This window comes from Streptomyces olindensis (assembly GCF_040645895.1).
In the GTDB taxonomy this organism is placed as follows: Bacteria; Actinomycetota; Actinomycetes; order Streptomycetales; family Streptomycetaceae; genus Streptomyces; species Streptomyces olindensis.
The window spans coordinates 95,610-118,407 of the sequence record NZ_JBEYZD010000023.1; the positions used below are offsets into that span (position 1 = coordinate 95,610).

The 22,798-nt window shown below is 72.3% G+C and carries 19 protein-coding genes and 1 pseudogene; 7 read left to right on the forward strand and 13 right to left on the reverse strand.

The window, feature by feature from the left end; genetic code table 11:
• Nucleotides 1-2 precede the first annotated feature (2 nt).
• The 6 genes and pseudogenes from ABZ948_RS17455 to ABZ948_RS17480 all read right to left on the reverse strand — a co-directional run bounded on the left by ABZ948_RS17455 (nt 3) and on the right by ABZ948_RS17480 (nt 7,355).
• Nucleotides 3-2,350: pseudogene (locus ABZ948_RS17455) on the reverse strand (ATP-binding cassette domain-containing protein).
• Nucleotides 2,351-2,361: 11 nt separating this feature from the next.
• On the reverse strand, nt 2,362-3,360 hold the full coding sequence (locus tag ABZ948_RS17460) for an LLM class flavin-dependent oxidoreductase (RefSeq protein ID WP_359760425.1): 999 nt from the start codon (nt 3,358-3,360) through the stop codon (nt 2,362-2,364).
• 49 nt (nt 3,361-3,409) lie between these two features.
• Entirely contained in the window at nt 3,410-3,580 is a 171-nt protein-coding gene (gene rpmF, locus ABZ948_RS17465) for a 50S ribosomal protein L32 (RefSeq protein ID WP_359760427.1), read from the reverse strand.
• A gap of 113 nt (nt 3,581-3,693) precedes the next feature.
• The gene (locus ABZ948_RS17470) at nt 3,694-5,289 is read right to left on the reverse strand and encodes a sodium/solute symporter (RefSeq protein ID WP_359760429.1); all 1,596 of its coding nucleotides are present in this window, start codon (nt 5,287-5,289) and stop codon (nt 3,694-3,696) included.
• Entirely contained in the window at nt 5,283-5,684 is a 402-nt protein-coding gene (locus ABZ948_RS17475) for a DUF485 domain-containing protein (protein ID WP_435857522.1), read from the reverse strand. Before ABZ948_RS17475 ends, ABZ948_RS17470 begins: the two co-directional genes overlap by 7 nt.
• A gap of 471 nt (nt 5,685-6,155) precedes the next feature.
• Nucleotides 6,156-7,355 (reverse strand): right-handed parallel beta-helix repeat-containing protein, encoded by a 1,200-nt coding sequence (locus ABZ948_RS17480; protein WP_359760433.1) that lies wholly within the window; start codon nt 7,353-7,355, stop codon nt 6,156-6,158.
• Between the two features lie 103 nt (nt 7,356-7,458).
• On the opposite strand from ABZ948_RS17480, the gene ABZ948_RS17485 reads away from it, so the two are divergent.
• Entirely contained in the window at nt 7,459-7,953 is a 495-nt protein-coding gene (locus ABZ948_RS17485; protein WP_359760435.1) for a phosphatase domain-containing protein, read from the forward strand.
• A gap of 89 nt (nt 7,954-8,042) precedes the next feature.
• Nucleotides 8,043-8,291 carry a hypothetical protein gene (locus tag ABZ948_RS17490; protein ID WP_359760437.1) on the forward strand — a complete coding sequence of 83 codons (249 nt, stop codon included), beginning with the start codon at nt 8,043-8,045 and terminating at the stop codon, nt 8,289-8,291.
• A gap of 13 nt (nt 8,292-8,304) precedes the next feature.
• Here the strand turns inward: ABZ948_RS17490 and ABZ948_RS17495 are convergent, their stop codons facing one another.
• The 7 genes from ABZ948_RS17495 to ABZ948_RS17525 all read right to left on the reverse strand — a co-directional run bounded on the left by ABZ948_RS17495 (nt 8,305) and on the right by ABZ948_RS17525 (nt 15,419).
• The gene (locus ABZ948_RS17495; protein ID WP_031120079.1) at nt 8,305-8,520 is read right to left on the reverse strand and encodes a dodecin; all 216 of its coding nucleotides are present in this window, start codon (nt 8,518-8,520) and stop codon (nt 8,305-8,307) included.
• A 113-nt stretch (nt 8,521-8,633) separates the two neighbouring features.
• Nucleotides 8,634-9,596, reverse strand: a complete 963-nt coding sequence (gene egtD / locus ABZ948_RS17500) for an L-histidine N(alpha)-methyltransferase (protein WP_359760439.1) — start codon at nt 9,594-9,596, stop codon at nt 8,634-8,636.
• A complete protein-coding gene (gene egtC, locus ABZ948_RS17505) occupies nt 9,593-10,372 on the reverse strand; it encodes an ergothioneine biosynthesis protein EgtC (protein ID WP_359760441.1) in 780 nt (259 codons plus the stop codon). The genes egtD and egtC overlap by 4 nt, the downstream gene beginning before the upstream one ends.
• Entirely contained in the window at nt 10,372-11,727 is a 1,356-nt protein-coding gene (gene egtB, locus ABZ948_RS17510; protein WP_359760443.1) for an ergothioneine biosynthesis protein EgtB, read from the reverse strand. The genes egtC and egtB overlap by 1 nt, the downstream gene beginning before the upstream one ends.
• Nucleotides 11,724-13,037, reverse strand: a complete 1,314-nt coding sequence (egtA, locus tag ABZ948_RS17515; protein WP_359760444.1) for an ergothioneine biosynthesis glutamate--cysteine ligase EgtA — start codon at nt 13,035-13,037, stop codon at nt 11,724-11,726. The genes egtB and egtA overlap by 4 nt, the downstream gene beginning before the upstream one ends.
• 433 nt (nt 13,038-13,470) lie before the next feature.
• Nucleotides 13,471-13,917: a type II toxin-antitoxin system PemK/MazF family toxin gene (locus tag ABZ948_RS17520; protein ID WP_359760446.1), complete on the reverse strand. Its 447-nt coding sequence runs from the start codon at nt 13,915-13,917 to the stop codon at nt 13,471-13,473.
• 77 nt (nt 13,918-13,994) lie between these two features.
• Nucleotides 13,995-15,419: an amidase gene (locus ABZ948_RS17525; RefSeq protein WP_359760448.1), complete on the reverse strand. Its 1,425-nt coding sequence runs from the start codon at nt 15,417-15,419 to the stop codon at nt 13,995-13,997.
• Between the two features lie 248 nt (nt 15,420-15,667).
• Here ABZ948_RS17525 and ABZ948_RS17530 point away from each other — a divergent pair, with 248 nt between their 5' ends.
• The 5 genes from ABZ948_RS17530 to ABZ948_RS17550 form a co-directional block, all read left to right on the forward strand.
• The gene (locus tag ABZ948_RS17530; RefSeq protein ID WP_359760450.1) at nt 15,668-17,056 is read left to right on the forward strand and encodes a glycoside hydrolase family 43 protein; all 1,389 of its coding nucleotides are present in this window, start codon (nt 15,668-15,670) and stop codon (nt 17,054-17,056) included.
• A gap of 423 nt (nt 17,057-17,479) precedes the next feature.
• Nucleotides 17,480-17,848, forward strand: a complete 369-nt coding sequence (locus ABZ948_RS17535; protein ID WP_359760452.1) for a hypothetical protein — start codon at nt 17,480-17,482, stop codon at nt 17,846-17,848.
• Nucleotides 17,849-17,993: 145 nt separating this feature from the next.
• Nucleotides 17,994-20,330 carry an FdhF/YdeP family oxidoreductase gene (locus tag ABZ948_RS17540; protein WP_359760454.1) on the forward strand — a complete coding sequence of 779 codons (2,337 nt, stop codon included), beginning with the start codon at nt 17,994-17,996 and terminating at the stop codon, nt 20,328-20,330.
• Nucleotides 20,331-20,489: 159 nt separating this feature from the next.
• Nucleotides 20,490-22,334 (forward strand): BCCT family transporter, encoded by a 1,845-nt coding sequence (locus tag ABZ948_RS17545; RefSeq protein ID WP_359760456.1) that lies wholly within the window; start codon nt 20,490-20,492, stop codon nt 22,332-22,334.
• 221 nt (nt 22,335-22,555) lie between these two features.
• Nucleotides 22,556-22,798, forward strand: a 243-nt coding sequence (locus tag ABZ948_RS17550; RefSeq protein WP_359760458.1) for an alcohol dehydrogenase catalytic domain-containing protein, incomplete at its 3' end; no start/stop codon positions are given.

A 22,798-nucleotide genomic window follows, 5' to 3' on the forward strand; every position in this document is an offset into this window, starting at 1 on the left:
GCTCAGCGGGTCCCGGACAGCGTGCGCGCGAGATAGGGCGCCGTCCGGCTCTCCGCAGAGCGCGCCACCTCCGCCGGGCGGCCCGCCGCCACGATCCGGCCGCCCGCGTCGCCGCCGCCGGGGCCGAGGTCGATCACCCAGTCGGCGCCCGCGACGACGGCCATGTCGTGCTCGACGACGATGACGGTGTGCCCGGCGTCGACGAGGCCGTGCAACTGGCGCATCAGGACGTCGACGTCGGCCGGATGGAGGCCGGTCGTCGGCTCGTCGAGGAGGTAGAGCGTGTGGCCGCGCCGGCCGCGCTGGAGCTCGCTCGCCAGCTTGATGCGCTGCGCCTCGCCGCCGGACAGTTCCGTCGCCGGCTGGCCGAGGCGCAGATAGCCCAGGCCCACGTCGAGCAGGGTGGCGAGGCTGCGGGCGACGGCCGGGGTGTCGGCGAAGAACTCCGCCGCGCTCTCCACCGTCAGGTCCAGCACCTGCGCGATGTTCCGCCCCCGGTACGTCACCTCCAGCGTGCCGGGGTTGTACCGGGCTCCGCCGCAGTCCGGGCAGGGCGCGTACGTGCTGGGCAGGAACAGCAGCTCCACGCTGACGAACCCCTCGCCCTGGCAGGTCTCGCACCGCCCTCCGGCCACGTTGAAGGAGAACCGGCCGACGCCGAAGCCCCGGGCGCGAGCCCCGTCGGTCGCCGCGAACACCTTGCGCACGACGTCGAACAGGCCGGTGTAGGTGGCGAGGTTCGAGCGCGGCGTGCGGCCGATGGGCCTCTGGTCGACGGAGACCAGCCGGCCCACCCCCGCCGTGTCCTGGGTGATCTCACCGATCAGCGTGGACTTGCCGGAGCCGGAGACGCCGGTGACCGCGGTGAACGCGCCGAGCGGGAACGCGGCGGTCACGCCCCGCAGGTTGTGCCGGGTGACCGGGCCCGTCCTCAGCCATCCGCTCGGCTCGCGGAGCTCCCGGGCGGGGGCGGGGGAGCGGTCGAACAGGTAGCGGGCCGTGGCGGACTCCTCGACGGCGGCCAGGCCGTCCACCGGGCCGCTGTGCAGCACCCGCCCGCCGTGCTCGCCCGCCCGCGGGCCGACGTCCACCAGCCAGTCGGCGCCGCGGACGACGTCCAGGTGGTGTTCCACCACGAACACCGAGTTCCCTGCCGTCTTCAGCCGCTCCAGCACCGTGAGCAGCGCCTCGGTGTCCGCCGGGTGGAGTCCGGCCGACGGCTCGTCGAGGACGTAGACGACCCCGAACAGGCCGGAGCGCAGCTGGGTGGCGAGGCGCAGGCGCTGCAGTTCGCCCGCGGAGAGGGTGGGGGTGGCCGGTCGAGGCTGAGGTAGCCGAGGCCCAGTTCCATGACGGGGGCGATCCGGGAGGTGAGGTCGTCGGTCAGGACCCGGGCGGTCTGCGACCTCGCGTCGAGGGACGCGGCCAGCTCCGCCAGCGGCAGCGCGGCCAGCTCGGCGATGGTCCGCCCGCCGAACGTCACCGCGAGCGCCTCGGGACGCAGCCGGCTGCCGCCGCACGCCGGGCAGGGCGCGCTGGTGAGGAACCGCTCGGCCTTCGCCCGCAGGGTCGCGCTCTTGGAGTCCGAGAAGGTCTTCATCACGTACCGGCGGGCGCTCATGTACGTGCCCTGGTACGGCCGTTGGATGCGGTCGGCGTCCCGGACCGGATGCACGGTGACCACCGGCTGCTCGTCCGTGAACAGGATCCACTCGCGCTGTGCGGCGGGCAGCTCCCGCCACGGCCGGTCCACGTCGTAGCCGAGCGCGTCGAGGACGTCCCGCAGGTTCTTGCCCTGCCAGGCGCCCGGCCAGGCGGCGATCGCGCCCTCGCGGATCGACAGCGACGGGTCGGGGACCAGTGACTCCTCGGTCGTGCGGTGCACCTGCCCGAGTCCGTGGCACTGCGGGCAGGCACCGGCCGCCGTGTTGGGCGAGAAGGCGTCGGAGTCGAGCCGCTGGGCGCCGGGCGGGTAGGTGCCGGCCCGGGAGAACAGCATGCGCAGGGAGTTGGAGAGGTTGGTGACGGTGCCGACGGAGGAGCGCGAGGTGGGCGCCGCGCGGCGCTGCTGGAGCGAGACGGCGGGCGGCAGACCGGTGATCTCCCCGACCTTCGGCGCGCCGACCTGGTGGATCAGGCGGCGCGCGTACGGCGCGACCGACTCGAAGTAGCGGCGTTGCGCCTCCGCGTAGATCGTGCCGAACGCCAGCGACGACTTCCCCGAGCCGGAGACGCCGGTGAACACGGCCAGCACGTCCCGGGGGATGTCGACGTCCACGCCCCGCAGGTTGTGCTCGCGGGCTCCTCTGACGCGGACGTACGGGTCGTGGGGGCTGTGGGGGTCGTGCATGGGAAACGACTCTAACCGGAGGTGATCGCCGCCAGCCGCCGGTGGGAGTCGATCAGCGCCTCGCGGTCGTGGGTGCTGGTGGTGACCAGGACCTCCTGCGCCCCCGTCTCCTTCAGCACCGTCTCCAGCTCGTCCGCGACCTGCTCCTCGGTGCCGGCGATGTGCCCGGTGAGCCCGGACTCGTAGAAGCCGCGCTCCTTCGGGGTCAGGGTGAGCGCCTCGACGCGCTCGGCGGGCGGCAGGGGCGGGAAGGTGCCGTGCGTGCGGGAGTACGCCATGGACCAGGCCTCGGGGACCAGCAGGCGCCGGGCCTCTTCGGGGGTGGCCGCCACGGCGACCGTGCCGGAGATGACGACGTACGGTTCGGGCGCCCAGGAGGAGGGCCGGAAGTGCTCGCGGTAGTGGTCGATGCCGCGGCGCATCTTCTCCCGGTTCCTGAGGTCGCCGATGACCATGGGCAGGCCGGCGCGGGCCGCGATGCCGGCGCCCTCGCCCATGGCCAGGACGAACGGCGGCACGCTCAGGCCCTCGGCGGGCCGGGCGTGCACGCCGGTGGGGGAGGTGCCGCGGAACCAGCCGAGCAGCTCCCGCAGCTGGGCCTCGAAGTCCTCGGCGTCGCCCTTGTCGCGGCCCAGGGCCCTGCGCACGCCGTCCGTGAAGCCGACGGAGCGGCCGAGGCCCATGTCGATGCGGCCGGGGAACAGCGACTCCAGCACCCCGAACTGCTCCGCCACGACCAGCGGCCGGTGATTGGGCAGCATCACGCCGCCGGTGCCGACCCGGATCGTCCGGGTCGCGGCGGCGACGGCGGCCGCGAGCACGGTCGGCGCGGAACCGGCGACCCCGGGCACCCCGTGGTGCTCCGAGACCCACAGCCGGTGGTAGCCGAGCCCCTCCAGCTCCTGCGCGAGCGACACGGTGTCGCGCAGCGCCTCGGGGTGCGTGTGGCCCTCGCGAGTGCGGGAGCGGTCGAGGACGGAGAAGCGGGTCGAGGCGATCAGGGAGCTCACACGGGGTTCAACACCTGAGGCGCAGCGGCATTCCCGGCTGCGGTGTCGCCTATCCCTCGGGGCGCAGCAGGCCGCGTTCGTAGGCCTTGACCAGGTTCTGCGGGACGAGGTGGCGGACGCCGTCGATCGTGACCGGCACCAGGGCCGGCGTGGCGGCCTTCCACTGGGCGCGGCGGTGACGGGTGTTGCTGCGGGACATCTTCCGCTTCGGGACGGCCATGGGATTCCTCCTCGGTGCACAACCACGGACGGGCACCGAGGACGCTACATGAAAATGGATCCCATTAACAATCGGCGTCCACGGTGCCTGACCGGCCGTTCCGCAGGAGTGCCTCAGTCGTCGGCGCCCACGAGCATCCGCACCTCGAACTCCTCGTGCGTGCCCGCCTCTTCGCCCGGCCCCTTGTCCAGCACAGTGCCGAGCCAGCCCAGGAAGAAGCCGACGGGGATGGAGACGATGCCCGGGTTCTGCAGCGGGAACCAGGCGAAGTCGGCCTCGGGGTAGAACGAGGCGGGGGCGGAGGAGACGACGGGGGAGAACACGGCCAGCAGGACGGAGCAGAGCAGGCCGCCGTAGAGGCTGAGCAGGGCGCCTTTCGCCGAGAAGCGCCGCCAGAAGAGGGTGTAGATGATCGTCGGCAGGATCGCGGACGCCGCGATGGCGAAGGCGAGGAAGGCGAGCGTCGCGGTGTTCGCGCCCCAGGCGACGAGGGCGAGCAGGATCCCGAGGATGCCGATGACCGCCCCGGACAGCCGAGCGACCGTCAGCTCCTCCGTCTCGCTGGCCCGGCCCTTGCGGATCACCTCGCTGTACAGGTCGTGCGCCAGGGACGAGGCCGCCGCCAGGGTGAGGCCGACCGCCACCGCGAGCAGCGTCAGATACGCCAGGCAGGTCAGCAGCGCCGTGAGGACACTGCCGCCGAGCTCGTGCGCGAGCAGCAGGACGGAGGCGTTGCCCGTGCGGTCCGTGTCCACGATGGTGTCCCGGCCCAGCAGCGCGGTGGCGCCGAGGCCGAGGATGCCGGCCCCGAAGCAGACCGCGCCGACCAGCCCGATGGCCCACAGCACCGAGGAGCGCAGCACACCGCTGCTGCGCGGGGCCAGCAGCCGCATCAGCACGTGCGGGAGGGCGGCGAGACCGAGGACGATGGCCAGTTCGAGGCTGAGGAAGTCCAGCTTGTTGCTGACGGTGCCGCCGTAGCGCAGCCCGGGTTCGAGGAAGGTCACACCGGTACCGCTGCGATCGGCCGCCCGCTCCAGGAGGGCGTTGGGGTTCCAGTCGAAGTGGTGCAGCACCCAGCCCGCGGTGAACAGCACGCCCACGATCAGCATCACGGCCTTGATGATCTGGATGACCGTCGCTCCGGGCATCCCGCCGAGGGACGCGTACAGGATCACGAAGGTGCCGATCACGACCACGCACAGGGTGCGGGTGGTACCGCTCGGCACCCCGGTGAACTGCGTCAGGAGGGCCACGCTGCCCACCAGTTGGGCCACCAGGTAGAGCGTCGCGATGGCCAGGATGCACACGGCCAGGGCGACCCGCACCGGCCGCTGCTGCCGGGGCAGGCGCAGCGCCACCGTGTCGCCGAGCGTGAACTTCCCCGTGCGGTGCAGGGGTTCGGCGATCAGCAGCAGCACCATCATCCAGGCGACGGTGGTGCCCCCGAGGTACATCAGCCCGTCGTACCCGGTCAGGGCGACCAGCCCGGTGCTGCCCAGCAGGGTGGCGGCGGACAGGTAGTCGCCGCACATGGCGAGGCCGTTGCGCAGCGGGGACATCGCGCGGTTGCCGAGGTAGAACTCGCTGATCTCGTCGCGCTGAGGGGCCGTCAGCAGGGCCGTGAACAGGGTGATCACGACGACGGTCAGGAACAGCACGAACGTCAGCTGCAGGCTGCTGTCGTCGATGGCGGCGGCGGTCACCACGTGCGGAACCCCCTCGTGCCGTGCCGGAGAGGCTGCCCGGGCTGCCCGGCCCCCTGGGGCGGGACGGCGGAGCGGGCGCGGCGGTTCTCGTTCTCGTGCAGCCGCGACCGCAGGCCGCGGGCGAGCGGATCGACCCGGGTGCGCATGTGCCGCACGTAGCACCATGCGGTCACGCCCATGACGGCGAACTGCCCGAGGCCGAGGGCGAGACCGATCGTGAGGTGGCCGAACAGCGGCTGGTTCATCACCGCGGGGACGAAACTCGACAGCAGCACATACAGCAGGAATCCGCCGACGGACAAGATCGTCGCCCGAGTGCCGAACCGGCGCTGCGCGCGACGCAGCGAGTGAAATTCGGGATGGTCGGATATACGAGACGGCGGAGTATGTTCGATGTGCGGGAGCGGGAATGTGGGAGTGTCATCGCGTTGCGGTGGAAATTCGGGCACAGGCGCACCTTCTTCGCTGCTTCGTGCCCCGCACTCGACCCCGTCGAGTCAGTGGTGTGTCCGGTTTTCGGGCAGGGTGGAGGGGTGCCGGACGCGCTGAGGGGGTGCGGGCTCTGTGGGGGGCTCGTGAAACCGAAAAACATCCTGTTCGGAATCACGCGGACGGCCTCGGGGTTCTGTGTGGAGATCCCCGACCAGCCCGGCCACGGGTGGTGGCGAGGCTGAAAGCGGAGTATGTCAGTGCCGTGCTTGAGCCATCAACTGTGAGGGTGAATTGACTTCTGTCCATGGCGCGTTCACACCTCCGGCGGCGCGCCGAAGGTGCTGCGACGGGCCTGTGGGAATGGGCCTGCCGGAGAATAGTCCGGACCATTTCTCCGGCCAGGCTGTCTCAAACGTGTCGCCCTGAGGGCCGGATCAGAAACGCGCCCCGATCGCCGTGCCGGAGCGTGGCACGAGGAACTCCGGCGCCTTCGGCAGTGAGCCGTCCGCCGCCCGGGGACCGGTGAGCGGACCCGGGTCGGTGCTCCGCACCGAGGCGGCGTCCCAGGTGCCGCCGATGTTCCAGGAGTTGCCGCTGGCGACGGTCTTCGCGCCGACGGCCGCCGCGCGCTGGTCGGCGACGGACAGATTGCCGGTGAGCCGGGCGGTCCCGCCCGAGACGTCGGCGTCGAAGCCCGTACCGCCGTTGCCGTGGGTGGAGTTGCGGCTCAGGGTGAGGCCGCCCGGGTTGCCGTTGTCGGTGAGGCCGTGCTTCGCGTTCTTGAAGGAGACGCTGTTGCGCACGGTGTGGGCCACCGCGGGGGCCGGACTGCCGCCGCCGAGCTTGAAGCCGTTGCCGTCACCCGCGAAGTCGGGGAAGTTCCAGCGGTTGAAGCCGTTGCCGTACGCCACGGTGTTCTCGATGGTCACCGGGGAGGCGAACTTCCAGGCGTCGAAGCCGTCGTCGACGTTGTTCCACAGCCGGGCGCCGCGCACCACGTTGCCCGTGCCGCTGCCCTCCTTGATGGCCAGGCCGTCGGCGCTCTCGCTGTTCTTGCGCGGGTCGCGGTTGCCGTGACTGTCCAGGTCCACGATCAGGTTGTCGCTCGAAGCGCCCTGGAGCTGGAAGCCGGACTCGTAGTTGTCGTGCGTGCGCAGGCGCGCGAAGACGTTGCCGTCGCAGCCGTCGCAGTACACCCCGTAGGGGCCGTTGACGATCTCCAGGTCCGAGATCCGCCAGTACGACGCCTCCATGTGGAGCGCCCCGCGCTCGGCGCGCGGGATGCTGCCGCCGACCGGGGTGTGACTGGCGGGCAGCTTCTCGCCGTCCACGACCACGCGCTCGCCCGGGTGGGCCGAGAGGGTGATGGGCTGCGAGGCGGTCCCCGAGGTGGCGATGGTGATGTTGTCGGTGAGGGCGTACGTCCCGCCGCGCACGGTGATGGTGTCGCCGGGCCGGGCCAGGTCCACCGCTCGCTGGATGGTCTTCAGCGGCCGGGCGAGCGTGCCGGGGGCGGCGTCGTCGCCGTTCGGCGCCACGACCAGGGTCGTCCCCGCGGCGGCCGCCGGCCCCGTCAGTGCCAGGGCCAGCGCGGCCCCCGCCATCGCCGCCGACCAGATCCGTGCGTTGCGCATACGGCCTCCTGCCTCTGTCTGCCTGCGTGTCGCACAGGAGTGGCCGCCGGGGAGACGAAGGTTGCCGGGGCGCGGCCCGCTGCCGGGCTCTAGGGTGGGCAGCGTGAGTGACGACCGTGGCAAGGCCCCGCTGGCCGTGTTCGATCTGGACAACACCCTCGCCGACACCGCGCACCGGCAGCGGTTCCTGGAGCGCAGGCCGAAGGACTGGGACGGGTTCTTCTCGGCGGCGCCGCAGGACGGGCCGCTCGCGGAGGGCATCGCGCTGGTGCGGGAGAGCGCGCGGGAGTGCGAGATCGTCTACCTCACCGGGCGCCCCGAGCGCTGCCGGCGGGACACGCTCGACTGGCTGGAGGCCCAGGGCCTGCCCGAGGGGCGCGTGTACATGCGGCGGGACGCCGACCGCCGGCCCGCCCGCTTCACCAAGCTGGAGATCCTGAAGCGCCTCGCCCGCACGCGCGAAGTCCGTGTCCTCGTGGACGACGACGAACTGGTCTGCGAGGACGCCCGGCGCGCGGGCTTCACCGTCGTACGGGCCGACTGGGCCGTACGGTCCGCCGAGATGAAGGCGGCCCAGGAGCGCGAAGGACGGACCTGAGACGCCGGGTTGGCGGAGTGTTCACCTCCGCCGGGCATCCCCGAGCCACCAGCGCCGGCGCACACGTGCGCGTACACACGGGGGATGCCATGAAGGGACGTCACAAGGGCGCGCTCGCGGGAGCGGCCCTGCTCGGTTCCGCACTGCTGCTCACCGGCTGTGCCGACCCCGACCGCAGCGAGATCGTCACCTGGACCGACGAACACGGCCGGGCCTGCACCGGCGTGGCGGTGGTCGACTCCGAGGACGGCGACCGCGAGGTCACCGGCATCGACTGCGACTACCCGCCGGAGGGCACGCGGCCGGGCCGCGCCACCTCCCGGCCGCTGCCGCGGTGAGCCACGGGGGCCGCTACTCGGACTCCTCCAGGCGGAAGCCCACCTTGAGCCCCACCTGCCAGTGCGCGATCTCCCCGTTCTCGAGCTGACCGCGCACCTGCGTCACCTCGAACCAGTCCAGGTTGCGCAGGGTCTGCGAGGCCCGGCCGATGCCGTTGCGGATGGCCTGGTCGACGCCCTCGGGCGAGGTGCCGACGATCTCCGTGACCCGGTAGGTGTGGTTCGACATGCCGCTGCTCCTGTTCTGGCGAGTGTGTCGCGCGTCACTCCACCGTGCCCCACGCGGCGGCGAAGCGCGAGACGTCACCTCCCGCCCCGCCGCCCACGAGGGGCCCGCCGGGGTCAGCGCGCCACGCTCAGCGACAGCGCGAACCGGCCCGCGCCGTCCGTCCACCAGTGGGCCAGGTCCAGGCCCGCCGCGAACAGTTCGGCGCGCACCCCCTCCTGCCGGAACTTCGCCGACACCTCCGTGCGCAGCTCCTCTCCCGCCGCGAAGTCGACCGCCAGATCGAGCGCCGGCACCTTCACCGTCTGCGCCGTACGGGAACGCAGCCGCATCTCGATCCACTCGTGCTCGGCGTCCCACAGGGCCACGTGGTCGAACGCGCCGGGCTCGAAGTCGGCGCCGAGCTCACGGTTGATCACGGTCAGCACGTTCTTGTTGAACGCGGCCGTCACCCCGGCGGCGTCGTCGTAGGCCCGGACCAGCACCCCCTCGTTCTTGACGAGGTCGGTGCCCAGCAGCAGCGCGTCGCCCGGGGCGAGCAGGGCCCGTACGGAGGCCAGGAACGCGGCGCGCTCGGCGGGCAGCAGGTTGCCGATCGTGCCGCCGAGGAACGCCACCAGCCGGGGGCCCGGCGTGTCCGGCAGGGTCAGCTCCGCGGTGAAGTCGGCGATCAGCGCGTGCACGTCGAGCCCGGGCCGCTCGGCGGCGAGGGCCTGCCCGGCCTGGGTGAGGGCGCTCCCGCTGACGTCGACGGGGACGTAGGTGTGCACGGCGGTGAGGGCGTCGAGGAGGTGCCGCGTCTTCTCGGAGGAGCCGGAGCCGAGCTCCACCAGGGTGCGGGCGCCGGTGGCGGCGGCGATCTCGCCGGAGCGGGCGACGAGGATCTCGCGCTCGGCACGCGTGGGGTAGTACTCCGGCAACTCGGTGATCCGCTCGAACAGTTCGCTGCCGTGGGCGTCGTAGAACCACTTCGGCGGCAGGGTCTTGGGCGTGTGGGTCAGGCCCCGGTGGACGTCGGCGCGCAGGGCGGCCTCCGTGGCGTCCTCGGGCAGGGTGCGGGTCAGGTGGAACGGGCTCACGTACGGGGCTCCTTGGGAGATGCGTCCGGGAGGTCCTTGAGCGGCGTGAGCAGCACGTCCGTGCGGCTCGCCGCGAGCAGGGTGCGGTCGGGGACCTCCTGCCAGTGCGGATCGTCGTCGTAGGGCTCGGAGGCCACGACGGTGCCGCCGCCGGGCCGGGTGAGGTACCAGAGGGTGTCGCCCCAGGCGGTCGCGGTGATCGTGTCGCCGTTGGTGAGGAGGAAGTTGAGCCGGGAACCGGGAGCCGCCGCGGCGACCTCCAGGACCGTGTCGGCCAGCGCCTGGCCTTCCTCGTCGCCCCCGCGCAGCCGGGCCAGCACCAGTGCCCAGACGAGCGCCGAGTCGTTGCGGGCCTCCAGCGACAGCAGGTCCTCGTGCGGCAGCGTCCGGGACACGGCGGCCAGGGAGCCGGGCCAGCCCTTGACCGCGCCGTTGTGGCTGAACAGCCAGGTCCCCGCGGCGAACGGCGCCACCGCGGCCTCGGCGTCCGCGCCCGACAGGGTCGCGTCCCGCACCGCGGCGAGCAGCGCGGTGGTCCGTACGACCCGGGCGAGGTCGGCGAACGACAGGTCCGCCCAGATGGGCCCGGCCCGTCGGTAGCGGGCCGGCACCGGATCGCCCTCCGCGTACCAGCCGACGCCGAAACCGTCCGCGTTGACCGTCCCGTACCGCTGGTGGCGGGGCGCCCACGACTGCCGGTACAGGCCGTGCGGGGGCTCCACCAGGAACCGGCCGAGCGGCTCCCCGGGCCCCACGTACGCCACATGACGGCACATCAGACGTCCTCCGAGCGGGCCGTGCGGAACCCGGAGAAGATCTGCCGCCGGATCGGGTAGTCCCAGTTGCGGAACGTGCCCCGGCAGGCCACCGCGTCCACCGCGAAGGAACCACCGCGCAGCACCTTGTGCTCGGGGCCGAAGAACACCTCCGAGTACTCCTTGTACGGGAACGCCCGGAACCCCGGGTACGGCAGGAAGTCGCTCGCCGTCCACTCCCACACGTCGCCGATCAGCTGCCGGACGCCGAGCGGGGACTCACCGGCCGGGTAGCTCCCGGCGGGCGCCGGACGCAGGTGCCGCTGACCGAGGTTGGCGTGCTCGGGGCCCGGGTCCTCGTCGCCCCACGGGTAGCGCCGCGAACGGTCGCCGGCCGGGTCGTGGCGCGCGGCCTTCTCCCACTCGGCCTCGGTCGGCAGCCGGCGGCCGTCCCACCGGGCGTAGGCGTCGGCCTCGTACCAGCACACGTGCAGGACGGGCTCGTCCGGCGGGACGACCTCGGTGACTCCGAAGCGGCGCCTGAGCCACTGCTTCCCGTCGCGCCGCCAGTACAGCGGGGCGGTGATGCCGTGCTTGCGGATGTGCGCCCAGCCCTCCGGCGCCCACCAGCGCGGGTTCTCGTAGCCGCCGTCCTCGATGAACGCCTGGTAGGCGGCGTTGGTCACCGGCGTGGTGTCGATGGAGAAGGCCGGCACCTCGCGCCGGTGCGCGGGGCGTTCGTTGTCCAGCGCCCACGGCTCGGTGGAGGTGCCCATCGTGAACGGACCGCCCGGGATGAGCACCTCGGACCGCCCCGTGAACAGCGGCACGGGCTCCGGGTCGGGGGCGGTCAGGGCCTGCGGTCCCTTGCGCAGCTGATGGGTGATCAGCATCGTCTCGTCGTGCTGCTGTTCGTGCTGCGCGATCATGCCGAAGGCGAACCCCGCCTCCGTCAGCCGCGTGCCGTGGAACGCGGCCTTCTCCAGCACGTCCAGCGCCCGGCCGCGCACGTCGGAGGCGTACCGGCGGGCCTCGGCGGGCGACAGCAGGGGCAGCTTCGGCCGCTCGGCCCGCGGGTGCTCGAAGGCGTCGTAGAGGCTGTCGATCTCGGGCCGTATCGCCTCCTGCCCGGCGACGGCCCGCAGCAGCCACTGCTCCTCCTGGTTGCCGATGTGCGCCAGGTCCCACACCAGCGGCGACATCAGCGGCGAGTGCTGCGCGGTCAGGTCGGGTTCCTCGACGCAGCTTGTCAGCAGGGTGGTGCGCTCGCGCGCGACGACCAGCGAGGCGACCGCCCGCTCACGGAGCGCCTCGGGGTCGTGGTGCGCCTCGGCGTCCACGGTCCCGGTGTCGGCGGCGGGCTCGGTGTGGGTCATGGGCGGAAGTCCTTCCCGTGGGCGCGACCGTCCGTGCCGCGCTGTCGGTCGAGCAGGTCGTCGGCGGGGCAGCGGCCCAGGACGACATAGCGGTCCAGGTAGGCGGTGACGGCGTCCGTGACCTCGGGCGCGGCGCCGAGCCGGGGCAGGGCGTCCAGCGCGGTGGTGAAGCACGTGACGGCCACCTCGCGCAGTTCGGCGTCGGCCAGGCCGCGCCGGGCCGCGTCGAGCCACAGCGGGTTGTGCGGCGCGGGCATCCCCAGGGTGCGTTCGGCCAGCGGCTTCACGGCCCGGTAGGCGGTCTCCGCGGCCTCCGGGTCGTCGAACAGCGCGGCCGTCACGGCCAGCGGCACGATCCAGCCGTCGTCGCCCGGCTGCGCGTCGATCATGCGCAGTTCGAGATGACCACGCGGCCTGACCGGCGGGAACAGCGTCGTGACGTGGTAGTCGAGGTCCTCCCGCGTAGGCGGCCTCGGCACGCCCGTGCGGATCCACTCCCGGAAGGTCAGCCCCTGCGGGACGTCCCAGGGCGCGCCGTCCCGCCGTACGCACATCACGGGGGAGTCCAGCACGTGCCCGGCCCAGGCGGCGCGCGGCTCGGCGTCCAGCGGCGGCCCGCCCGCCCGGCCGGTGCCGATCCGCGTCCACAGCAGCTGCCGGGTGGACATCCAGCCGGTGGGCCGGTGGCCGGCGAGCGGGGAGTTGGCGAACGCGGCCACCAGGACCGGACCCAGATGATAGGCCAGCCACCAGCGCCGCACGTGGCCGAGGGGCCCTGGCTCCTCGTGGCCGGCGTCCAGGCACACCTGCACGGAGGCGGAGGTGCACATCATGGCGCGGCCGGCGGGACCCGTGCGGTCCAGGCAGGCCTCCATGGCGTCGTAGCGCGGTTCGCGCAGGAACCGGCGGGGTTCGTGCCAGGGATCCTGGCCGATGCCGACGAGGGCGAGGGCGTCCTCGCGCAGGACCGCGCGGACGGCGTCGAGGTCGGCGGAGACGGTGCGGACGAGCTCCGTCAGCGAGGCGGCGGGGGGCGAGCTCAGCTCCAGCTGGCCGCCGGGCTCCACGGTGAGCGCCGACCTCAGGGGCAGGGTCCGCAGTGCGGCGTAGGCCGCCGCGAGTCGTTCGGGTGCGACGGGGAGCTGCGGTGCGCGCAGCTCGTGGACGAGCCATTCCACCTCGACCCCGAGGCGGCGCGGCGGGCCGGTCTTGAAGCAGATGCCGCGGACGAGGGCCTCGACGTCTGCCTCGGACAGTGCGGCGTGTGGCTGGGTACAGCCGCCCGCCGCTGCAGTGGGCGAATCAGGCATATAGGGATCCTCCTGAGATTCCACCATGCCACCGGTCCGGGCACTCCGGCGGCCCGAACCGTCTTCACCCGTCCCACCCAAGCCTCTCCTGTCGCTCGGCACAAGGGTGCGAACCGGGGCGTTCCGGGTCGGTCATCCCGGCGGGCCGGGCGTTTCCCGGCGCTTTCCCCGGTGTTTTCCGGCCGCGCGAAAACCTTGTTGCGCCGGGACGCGGCGTCACCCAGGATGCCTGCGTGAGCACGACAAGAAGGTCTGCGCGGCAGGTGCTCGCGGCGCGTACGGGGGTCGCGCCGTGAGCGCACGCCTGCGCGGACCGGCACCGGTGTCCTCCGTCCGGGTGACGCGGATGCCGGCCGGTGATGCCGGGGTCGCCGCCCGTGGCCGCCGTCGGCGGGCAGCGCCATCGCGTGGCTGCCCCGGGGGGCGTGATCCCTCAGGTCCAGCCGTAGCGCTCCCGCAGGCGGTGTCTGACCAGGTTGAAGCGCATGCGGTCCAGGGCGCAGGCCTCCCGGCGCATGCCGTCCTCGTGCAGGCGCAGGACCCGGTCGACGTCGACCCACGACTCCCGGCCGGACCGGTCCCACGGCCCGCTGCCGATCGGCACCCACTCCCGGTCGCCGACGTGCCGCTTGCTGGACAGCTGCACGGCCAGGAAGGTGCCGCCGGCCTCGCGCGCGACCACGAGCACCGGGCGGTCCTTGCCCCGGCCGTCGTTCTCCTCGAAGGGCACCCACGTCCAGACGATCTCGCCCGGGTCGGGGTCGCCGTCGTGCGCGGGTGAGTACTCGGTGCGCACCCGGCCCACCTCGCGCGGGTCGGCCTGGACGGTGGCGGACGGGCCGTGGCGGCCGGGGACGTTCTCGTCGGTAAACGCGGTCACGGGGGCACCCTAAGGGCTGCCCCCGTGACCGCGTCCGCAGGGTCGCTTGTCGACCATAGGCACCTTCCGGGACGGCCTCAGGCGGCCGCGGAACGTGTCGTGACCGCCGGCGCCGGCCACTTCTCGTGCCAGCGCAGGTCCGCCTCCAGCTGCGCGGCCACCTGTACCAGGAGCGGTTCGCTGTTCGCCGGCCCGAGCAGTTGCGCCCCGACCGGCAGACCGTCCGGCGTGAAACCGGCGGGCACGTTGACGCCGGGCCAGCCGAGCACGTTCCACGGCCAGGCGTACGGGCAGGCCGCGATCATCGCCCGGTCGGTGGCGAACCCGCTGAGTTCGAGCAGGGCGCCGATGCGGGGCGGGGGAGCGGCGGTCGTCGGGGCGAGGACGACGTCGTACGAGGCGAAGAACCCGCCGATACGGCGGTGCAGCACGGCCTCCGCCCGCCGGGCCGCCCGCAGCGGTGCCCCGCCCAGCAGCCGGCCCAGCCGGGCCGCGTCCCGGGTGCGCCGGTCCAGCAGCGCCGGGAAGGGCGCCTCGCCCACCCGCTCGGCGATCCCGGCCGTCGCGCGCGGCACGAACGTCAGCCCGATCTGTCCGTAGGGCGGGTCGGCCTCCTCGACCCAGTGCCCCGACGCGGCGAGTCGCTCGGCGAGTTCGACGACCCGGACGCGGACCTCCGGCAGCAGGCGCGCGGGCACCGCCGTGAACGGCGGCTTGAGGGAGAGGGCGATGCGCAGCCGCCCGGGGTCGCGGCCGACGGCGCCGGAGACGTCGAGGGCCGGCGGCCGGTGCGGGTCCTGCGCGTGGTTGCCGCTCGCCGCGTCCAGCAGCAGGGCCGCGTCGGCGACCGTGCGGGCCAGGGTGCCGTTGACGGTGATGCCCTGGAAGGACTCGCCGCGCGGCCAGGTGGAGATGCGGCCGCGCTGCGGTTTGATGCCGATCAGATGGGTCCACGCGGCCGGGATCCGCACCGATCCCGCCCCGTCCGAGCCGAGCGCGGCGGGCACGAGACCGGCGGCGACGGCCGCGGCCGAGCCGCCCGAGGAACCGCCGGGCGTGTGATCGGTGCTCCACGGATTGCGGGTCGCGCCGAAGGCGGGCCCCTCGGTGAAGGGCCACTGCCCGAACTCGCAGGTGTTGGTCTTGCCGACGATCACGGCCCCGGCCGCGCGCAGCCGCCGTACCGCCTCGCCGTCCTCGGCGACCGGCGGGAACTCCCCGCAGCAGCCGAAGGCTGTCGGCTCGCCGGCCACGTCCATGTCGTCCTTCACCGCCACGGGCACGCCGAGCAGCGGCCTGCGACCGCCCGCGGCCAGCTCCCGGTCGGCCGCCTCGGCCTCGGCGAGCGCCGCCTCCGTCCGCACGATCCGGAAGGCGTTGATGCCGCCTTGTGCCGTCTCGATCCGCGCCAGCGTCCGCTCGACCAGCGCCCGGGACGTCACGTCCCCGGCGGCCAGCGCACGGGCGGTCTCCGCGAGGCCTGCGGCACGGTCGAGCGTCATGCGGACACCTCCGGAAGCGGCTCCAGCTCCTCTACCGAACGGTAACGTCCGGTGGCCGGCGGGGGAACGCCGACGGCGGAAGTGGAAATTCACCCACAGGCCACATCCTCCTCACTGGGCTCATCCGCTGCTGTTCAAACCATTGACGGTCCCTCGCCTCCCCCTTACTTTCTGAGCCCCACTTCCTGATCGGTTTGCCGAACCTTGTTCGGTATATCGACTCCCGGTTGCTCAAGGGAGAGCCGCCCGTGACCCCACACCCCGCCGCCCCGTCCCGCCGCACCCTGCTGCGCGCCCTGGCCGCCCTGCCCGCCTCGGCCGTGCTGCTGGCCGAGACACCGGGACTGCTCGGCAGCGCCCTGGCCGCCGCACCCCCGAACGGCTCCGCCACCCGCTACACGATCGTCCCGTTCCTCAACAGCGACGACGGCACGGTCAACGTCTACCAGTCGGACGACGCCACCGACTTCCGCCTGCTGCGCGCCTCCGCGTACACACCGCCCGCCGGCCGGATCCGCGACGCGAGCGTCATCAGACACACCGACGGCTACTACTACGTCACCTACACCACGCGCACCTGGCAGGACACCACCACGACCATCGGCTTCGCCCGCAGCTCCGACCGCGTCAACTGGACGTTCCTCTACGACTACACCGTCCCCGTGGCCAACCTGTCCCGCGCCTGGGCGCCCGAGTGGTTCGTCGACAGCGACGGCAGCGTCTGCATCATCGTGTCCTGCTCCACCACGAACGACCAGTGGATCTTCACGCCGTATCTGCTGCGGGCCACGAACTCGGCGCTCACGGCGTGGAGTTCACCGGTGCCGCTCTCCGGCATCGGCGCCAACCACATCGACACGTTCATCGTGAAGATCGGCTCGACGTACCACGCGTTCCCGAAGAACGAGACGACGAAGTACATCGAGTACGCCACCGCCTCGAACCTCACCGGCCCGTACACGATCCGCCGGACGGGCGACTGGGCCGGCTGGGGCAGCTACCGCGAGGGCCCGGCGCTGGTGCCGCTCGACAACGGCGGCTGGCGGATGTTCTTCGACGGCTACGGCGACGGGAACTACTACTACAGCGACAGCTACGACACCTTCGCCACCTGGTCGGCGCCGGCCGCGCTGCCCGGGATCTCCGGCACGGCACGGCACTTCACGGTGGTCAAGGAGACGGTGACGGGCGGACCCGGTCTGGCGCGGAACACCACCCGCTCCTTCCGGTCGGCGAACTACTCCACCCGTTACTGGCAGCAGCAGTCCTCGCTCCTCAACCTGCCCGTCGTCAGCGGCTCCAGCACCACCGCCGAGAAGCAGGCCGCCACCTTCACGGTCGTCGCCGGCCTGGCCGACGGCAGCGGCTACTCCTTCCGCGACGCGGCCGGCAACTACCTGCGGCACTGGGACTTCCGCGCCCGCTTCGACCCGAACGACGGCACGAGCACGTTCGCCAGGGACGCCACGTTCGTCCTCCGGGCCGGAACCGCGTCGGGCTCCGTCCGCTTCGAGTCGTACAACTACCCGGGGTACTACCTGCGCCACTACTCCTACCAGCTGCGCGTGGAGCGCTCGAACGGAACGGACCTGTTCCGCCAGGACAGTTCGTTCGTGCCGGTGACGGCCTGGGCCTGAGGGAGAGGGGTCGGTGGCCCGTACGAGAGGCCCCGTCAGCGTCCTCGCCTTTGCCCCTGTGTGACGGTGTCGCTCGTCAGGCGGATCATGTTCCAGGAGAGCGGTTCCAGTTCGGCGTGCAGGGCGCAGTCGGTGACGCGCAGGTCGATCCGCACCGGCAGGGTGTCCGACTGGCCAGACGACCCGGCCGCTCTTGCCCGCCCGCGGCGGACGGGCCGCCGAAGGTTGCCTTCGATGTCGGACCGCCGGGGCGGGCCCCGGCACGTCCCGGCTTGTTCCGTACCACCGCCGGCCGGTCGACCGAATGGCCGAGTGAGCGGGGCCGGCGGGCCGTGAAGTCCGGCTGTTCGGCCGAGGCGGGGGCGTGTGCCGGCGGGAGAGATTGGGTGCCGCCGGCCCACCTCTCTCCCTCAGGAGCACCTCATGGAACGCAAGCACGTCATCACCACCGGCGCCGCGCTGGCGGCGGTGGCCGTCGGCGGCGCGGCCCTCACGTACGCGATGAGCGGCACGGAGTCGACCACCAGGCTCGACGAGTCCACCACCGTGACCGTGGACGGCCACACGGCGCTCAGCGGGAAGGTGGTCACAGGCCGCACCTCGTCGAAGTACAGCCCGCTGCCGTGGATCGGCGGTGACACGGAGATCGTGAAGTGCCCCGACCTCAAGGCGGTGGCGGGCGCGAAGGTGACGTGCGCCGCGAAGGACGGCGACGGCCAGAACGTCTCCGTCCCGGTCACCGTCGTCAAGGCCGGGGCCTCGAGCGTCACCTGGACGTTCGAGCGTCCCTGACGCAAGCCGCGGTCTTCGTTCTCTTGACACGGCGCCGCTCCGAGGCTTCCCTTTCCATGTTGCGTATCACGATACCGTTGTGTGATGCGCAACCTGGGGTCATGGCCTGACTCCGGTCTCCCTACACCCCGGAGCAGCGCTACAGATGACTCGCAAGCCACCTGCCGAGGATCCCGGTGACGCCCGTCTGCGGGTCTGCCCGCCGAAGGAGTACGCCGCCGGCCTCCCCGCGGTCACCTCCTCGCTCCGGCACGCGGGCGAACAGATGGGGGCCCGCCGCAGCCTGCTCACTCTGCTGCGGGTCAACCAGAAGGAGGGCTTCGACTGCCCCGGCTGCGCCTGGCCCGAACCGGAACACCGGCACACGGCGGAGTTCTGCGAGAACGGGGCCAAGGCCGTGGCCGAGGAGGCGACCGTCCGCCGGGTGACGCCGGACTTCTTCGCCGAGCACACCCTGGAGGACCTGCTCCCGCGCAGCGACTACTGGCTCGGACAGCAGGGACGCCTCACCCACCCCATGTACCGCCCGGTCGGCGGCGACCGCTACCGGCCGATCTCCTGGGACGACGCGTTCGGCGTGATCGCCCGCGAACTCGCCGCGCTCGATCACCCGGACCAGGCCGCCTTCTACACCTCGGGACGGGCGAGCAACGAGGCCGCGTTCCTCTACCAGCTCTTCGTCCGCATGTTCGGCACCAACAACCTGCCGGACTGCTCCAACATGTGCCATGAGTCCAGCGGCTCGGCCCTGACGGAGACCATCGGCATCGGCAAGGGCAGCATCCGCCTCGACGACCTCTACGAAGCCGACCTCATCCTCGTGGTCGGCCAGAACCCCGGCACCAACCACCCCCGCATGCTGTCCGCGCTGGAGAAGGCCAAGCGGCGGGGCGCCCGTGTCATCGCGGTCAACCCGCTGCCCGAGGCCGGGCTGCTCCGGTTCAAGAACCCCCAGCGGCCCTCCGGCATCATCGGCGGCGGCACCAAGCTGGCTGACCAGTTCCTGCAGATCAGGCTGGGCGGCGACCAGGCGCTCTTCCAGGCCTTCAACCGCATGCTGCTGGAGGCGGAGGACGAGGCCCCGGGCACCTGTCTGGACACCGCCTTCATCGAGCAGTACACGCACGGCTTCGCGGAGTTCGCCGAGCACGCCCGCAAGGCGTCCTGGGAGGACATCCTGGCGGCCACCGGCCTGCCCGAGGAGGAGATCCGGGCCGCCTTCCGGCAGGTGCTGGGCGCCGAGAGGATCGTCGTCTGCTGGGCGATGGGACTGACCCAGCACAAGCACTCCGTGCCCACCATCCAGGACGTCGTCAACTTCCTGCTGCTGCGCGGCAACATCGGGCGCCCGGGCGCCGGTCTGTGCCCGGTGCGCGGGCATTCCAACGTGCAGGGCGACCGGACGATGGGCATCCACGAGAAGCCGGACGACGCCTTCCTGGACCGGCTCGGCGACGAGTTCGCCTTCACGCCCCCGCGCCACCACGGCCACGACGCGGTCGACAGCATCCGCGCCATGCGCGACGGCGAGGTGCGGGTCTTCGTCGCGCTGGGCGGCAACTTCGTCGCCGCGGCCCCCGACACCGACCTGACCGAGCAGGCGCTGCGCAGCTGCCGGCTCACCGTCCAGATCTCGACCAAGCTCAACCGCTCCCACGTCATCGCCGGGGAGCAGGCCCTCATCCTCCCGTGCCTCGGCCGGACCGAGGCCGACCTGCGGCCGAGCGGGCCTCAACTGGTCACGGTGGAGGACTCCATGGGCATGGTGCACCTCTCACGGGGACGACTGGCGCCCGCGTCCGGCCGGCTGCTGAGCGAGGTCGCGATCATCTGCCGGATGGCACGGGCCGCGCTCGGGGAGACCGGCTCCCGGGTGCCGTGGGACGACTTCGAGGGGGACTACGACCGCATCCGCGACCGCATCGCACGCGTGATCCCCGGCTTCCACGACTTCAACGCCCGGGTGCGGCGGCCGGGCGGCTTCGGCCTGCCCCATCCGCCCCGTGACGAGCGCCGGTTCACGACCGCCACCGGTCTGGCCCACTTCACCGTCAACCGGCTGGAGAGCCCCGAGGTCCCGCCGGGCCGGCTGCTGCTGCAGACGCTCCGCTCCCACGACCAGTACAACACCACCGTCTACGGCCTGGACGACCGCTACCGCGGCATCCACCAGGGCCGCCGGGTCCTCTTCCTGCACCCCGACGACCTCGCCGAGCGAGGCCTCGCCGACGGCGACCTCGTCGACATCGTCAGTGAGTTCGAGGACGGCGTGGAACGCCGCGCACCGGCCTTCCGGGCGGTGCCGTACCCGACCCCCCGGGGCTGCTGCGCCGCCTACTTCCCCGAGACCAACGTCCTCGTGCCCCTGGACTCGACGGCGGCCGTCAGCAACACCCCCACGTCGAAGTCCGTCGTCGTCCGGCTGGAACCGCGGTCCGCCGGTGCCCGGTCCGGGGGGACAACGGCACGTCCGCCCTCTTGACAGCCCTCTCCGGGCCCCAGATGGTTGTTGCCCATAGTGAATGCTGATGCATTATCCGCAACGATTACGCGCGACGACGCGTCACGGCGACTGCTCCGCCTGACCTTCTTCCGGGACCAGGACTCCACCACCACTGCCGTCTGTGGAAAGGACGAGCCGATGAACACAACCCGCGAAAGGGATGACGGCCGCAGCAGTCCCGTCGAAGCGGATCTGCCGGGCAGCCCGGAAACGTCCACCCGTCCCCGGACCGACCTGATCGTCTTCGGCGTCGCCGCGGCCCTCACCCTCGCCTTCGTCGTGTGGGGAGCCACCGCGACCGACACGCTGGAGAGCGTGTCGGGGAGGCTGCTGGACGGGACCATCCGCAACGGCGGCTGGGCCTTCGTCCTCGCCGCCTCGGGCTTCGTGGTCTTCGCCCTCTGGCTGGCGGTCAGCCGTTACGGGCGGATCACCCTGGGCGAGGAGGGTGAGGAGCCCGAGTTCCGCACGGTCTCGTGGATCGCCATGATGTTCAGCGCGGGCATGGGTATCGGCCTGATGTTCTACGGCGTGAGCGAGCCGCTGTCCCACTTCGTCACGCCACCGCCGGGCACGGACCCGGCCGACGCCAACGAGGCCATGGAGACCGCCATGGCCACCACCCTCTTCCACTGGACCCTGCACCCGTGGGCGATGTACGCGGTGGTGGGTCTCGCGATCGCCTACAGCACCTTCCGGCGCGGCCGCCGACAGCTGATCAGTGCCGTGTTCACCCCGCTCATCGGCGAGCGGCGGGCGAACGGCTGGGGTGGCCGGGTCATCGACATCCTCGCCATCTTCGCCACCCTCTTCGGCTCCGCGGCCTCCCTCGGGCTCGGCGCCCTGCAGATCGGCAGCGGCTTCACCGGGCTGGGCTGGATGGGATCCGTCGGCACCGGCCTGCTGGTCGCCGTGATCGCGGTGCTGACCGTCGCGTTCGTCGCCTCGGCCGTGTCCGGGATCGCCAAGGGCATCCAGTGGCTCTCCAACATCAACATGGTGCTGGCGGTGTCGCTCGCCGTCTTCGTGTTCCTCGTCGGGCCGACCATCTTCATCCTCGACCTGCTGCCCACCTCCCTCGGCGCCTTCTTCGGCGACCTGACCCAGATGGCGGGGCGTACCGAGGCGTCGAGCGGCGAGGGCGTGGCGGACTGGCTGGCCGGCTGGACGGTCTTCTACTGGGCCTGGTGGATCTCCTGGACGCCCTTCGTCGGCATGTTCATCGCACGCATCAGCCGCGGCCGGACCATCCGGCAGTTCGTGGGCGGGGTCATCCTGGTGCCCAGCACCGTCAGCCTGATGTGGTTCGCCGTCTTCGGCGGCTCGGCGATGCACCTGCAGGACGAGAAGCGCCTCGACGGCGCCTCGACCGCCCAGGGCCAGCTCTTCGACGTGCTCCAGCAGTACCCGGTCGCCACGGTGACGAGCGTGGTCGTGATGATCCTCGTCGGGATCTTCTTCGTCTCCGGCGCCGACGCCGCCTCGATCGTGATGGGCACGCTCTCGCAGCGCGGCTCCCTGGAGCCGACCCGGGGCGTCGTCGTCTTCTGGGGCGTGCTGACCGGGGCGGTCGCCGCGATCATGCTGCTCATCGGCGGCGGCAAGGGCGACGCGCTCACCGGCCTGCAGAACCTCACCATCCTCGCGGCGGCGCCCTTCACCCTGGTCATGGTCGGCCTGTGTGTCGCGCTCACCCGCGATCTGCGCCAGGACCCGCTCATCATCCGCGGGCGCATCGGCAAGGAGGCCATCGAAACGGCCGTCATCGCCGGCCACGAGAAGTACGACGGCGATTTCGAGCTGCGCATCGGCCCCGTCGCGTGCAACGAGACCACGGAAGCCGCGCCGCCGCCCCAGGAGCCGGCGGGACCGGCACGGTCCCAGGAGCCGGCGCGCCCGGCACAGTCGCACGAGTCCGAGCGCCCGACGCCGTCCCAGGAGTCCCCGCAAGCGACGCAGTCCCCCTCCCCGTCCGCTCGCTGAGCCCGCAAGTCCCCTCGCCCGGCGGGGTCGTGGCACGGACCTGGTCCGCCACGGCCCCGCCGGGCGTTCCCGCTGTTCCGGCCACGATCCGCCCCACTGAGGGAACCGCGTCGCGCTCCTTGACCCCCGGTCGGCCCTCAATCATGCTGTGTTGCGACAAGTGAGATGCGTGCCGTAATAAGCAACATCCCGTTCGAGTCTCCATCAGTCGAGGAGTGGCCATGACGCACCAGGTCCGTGCTGTCGTCGCGCGGGGCAAGGGCGCCCCCGTCAGCCTGGAAACGATCATCGTGCCCGACCCGGGCCCGGGCGAGGCGCTGGTGAAGATCGAGGCCTGCGGGGTGTGCCACACCGATCTGCACTATCGCGAGGGCGGCATCAACGACGACTTCCCGTTCCTGCTGGGCCACGAGGCCGCGGGTGTCGTGGAGTCGGTGGGGGAGGGGGTCACCGACCTCGCGCCC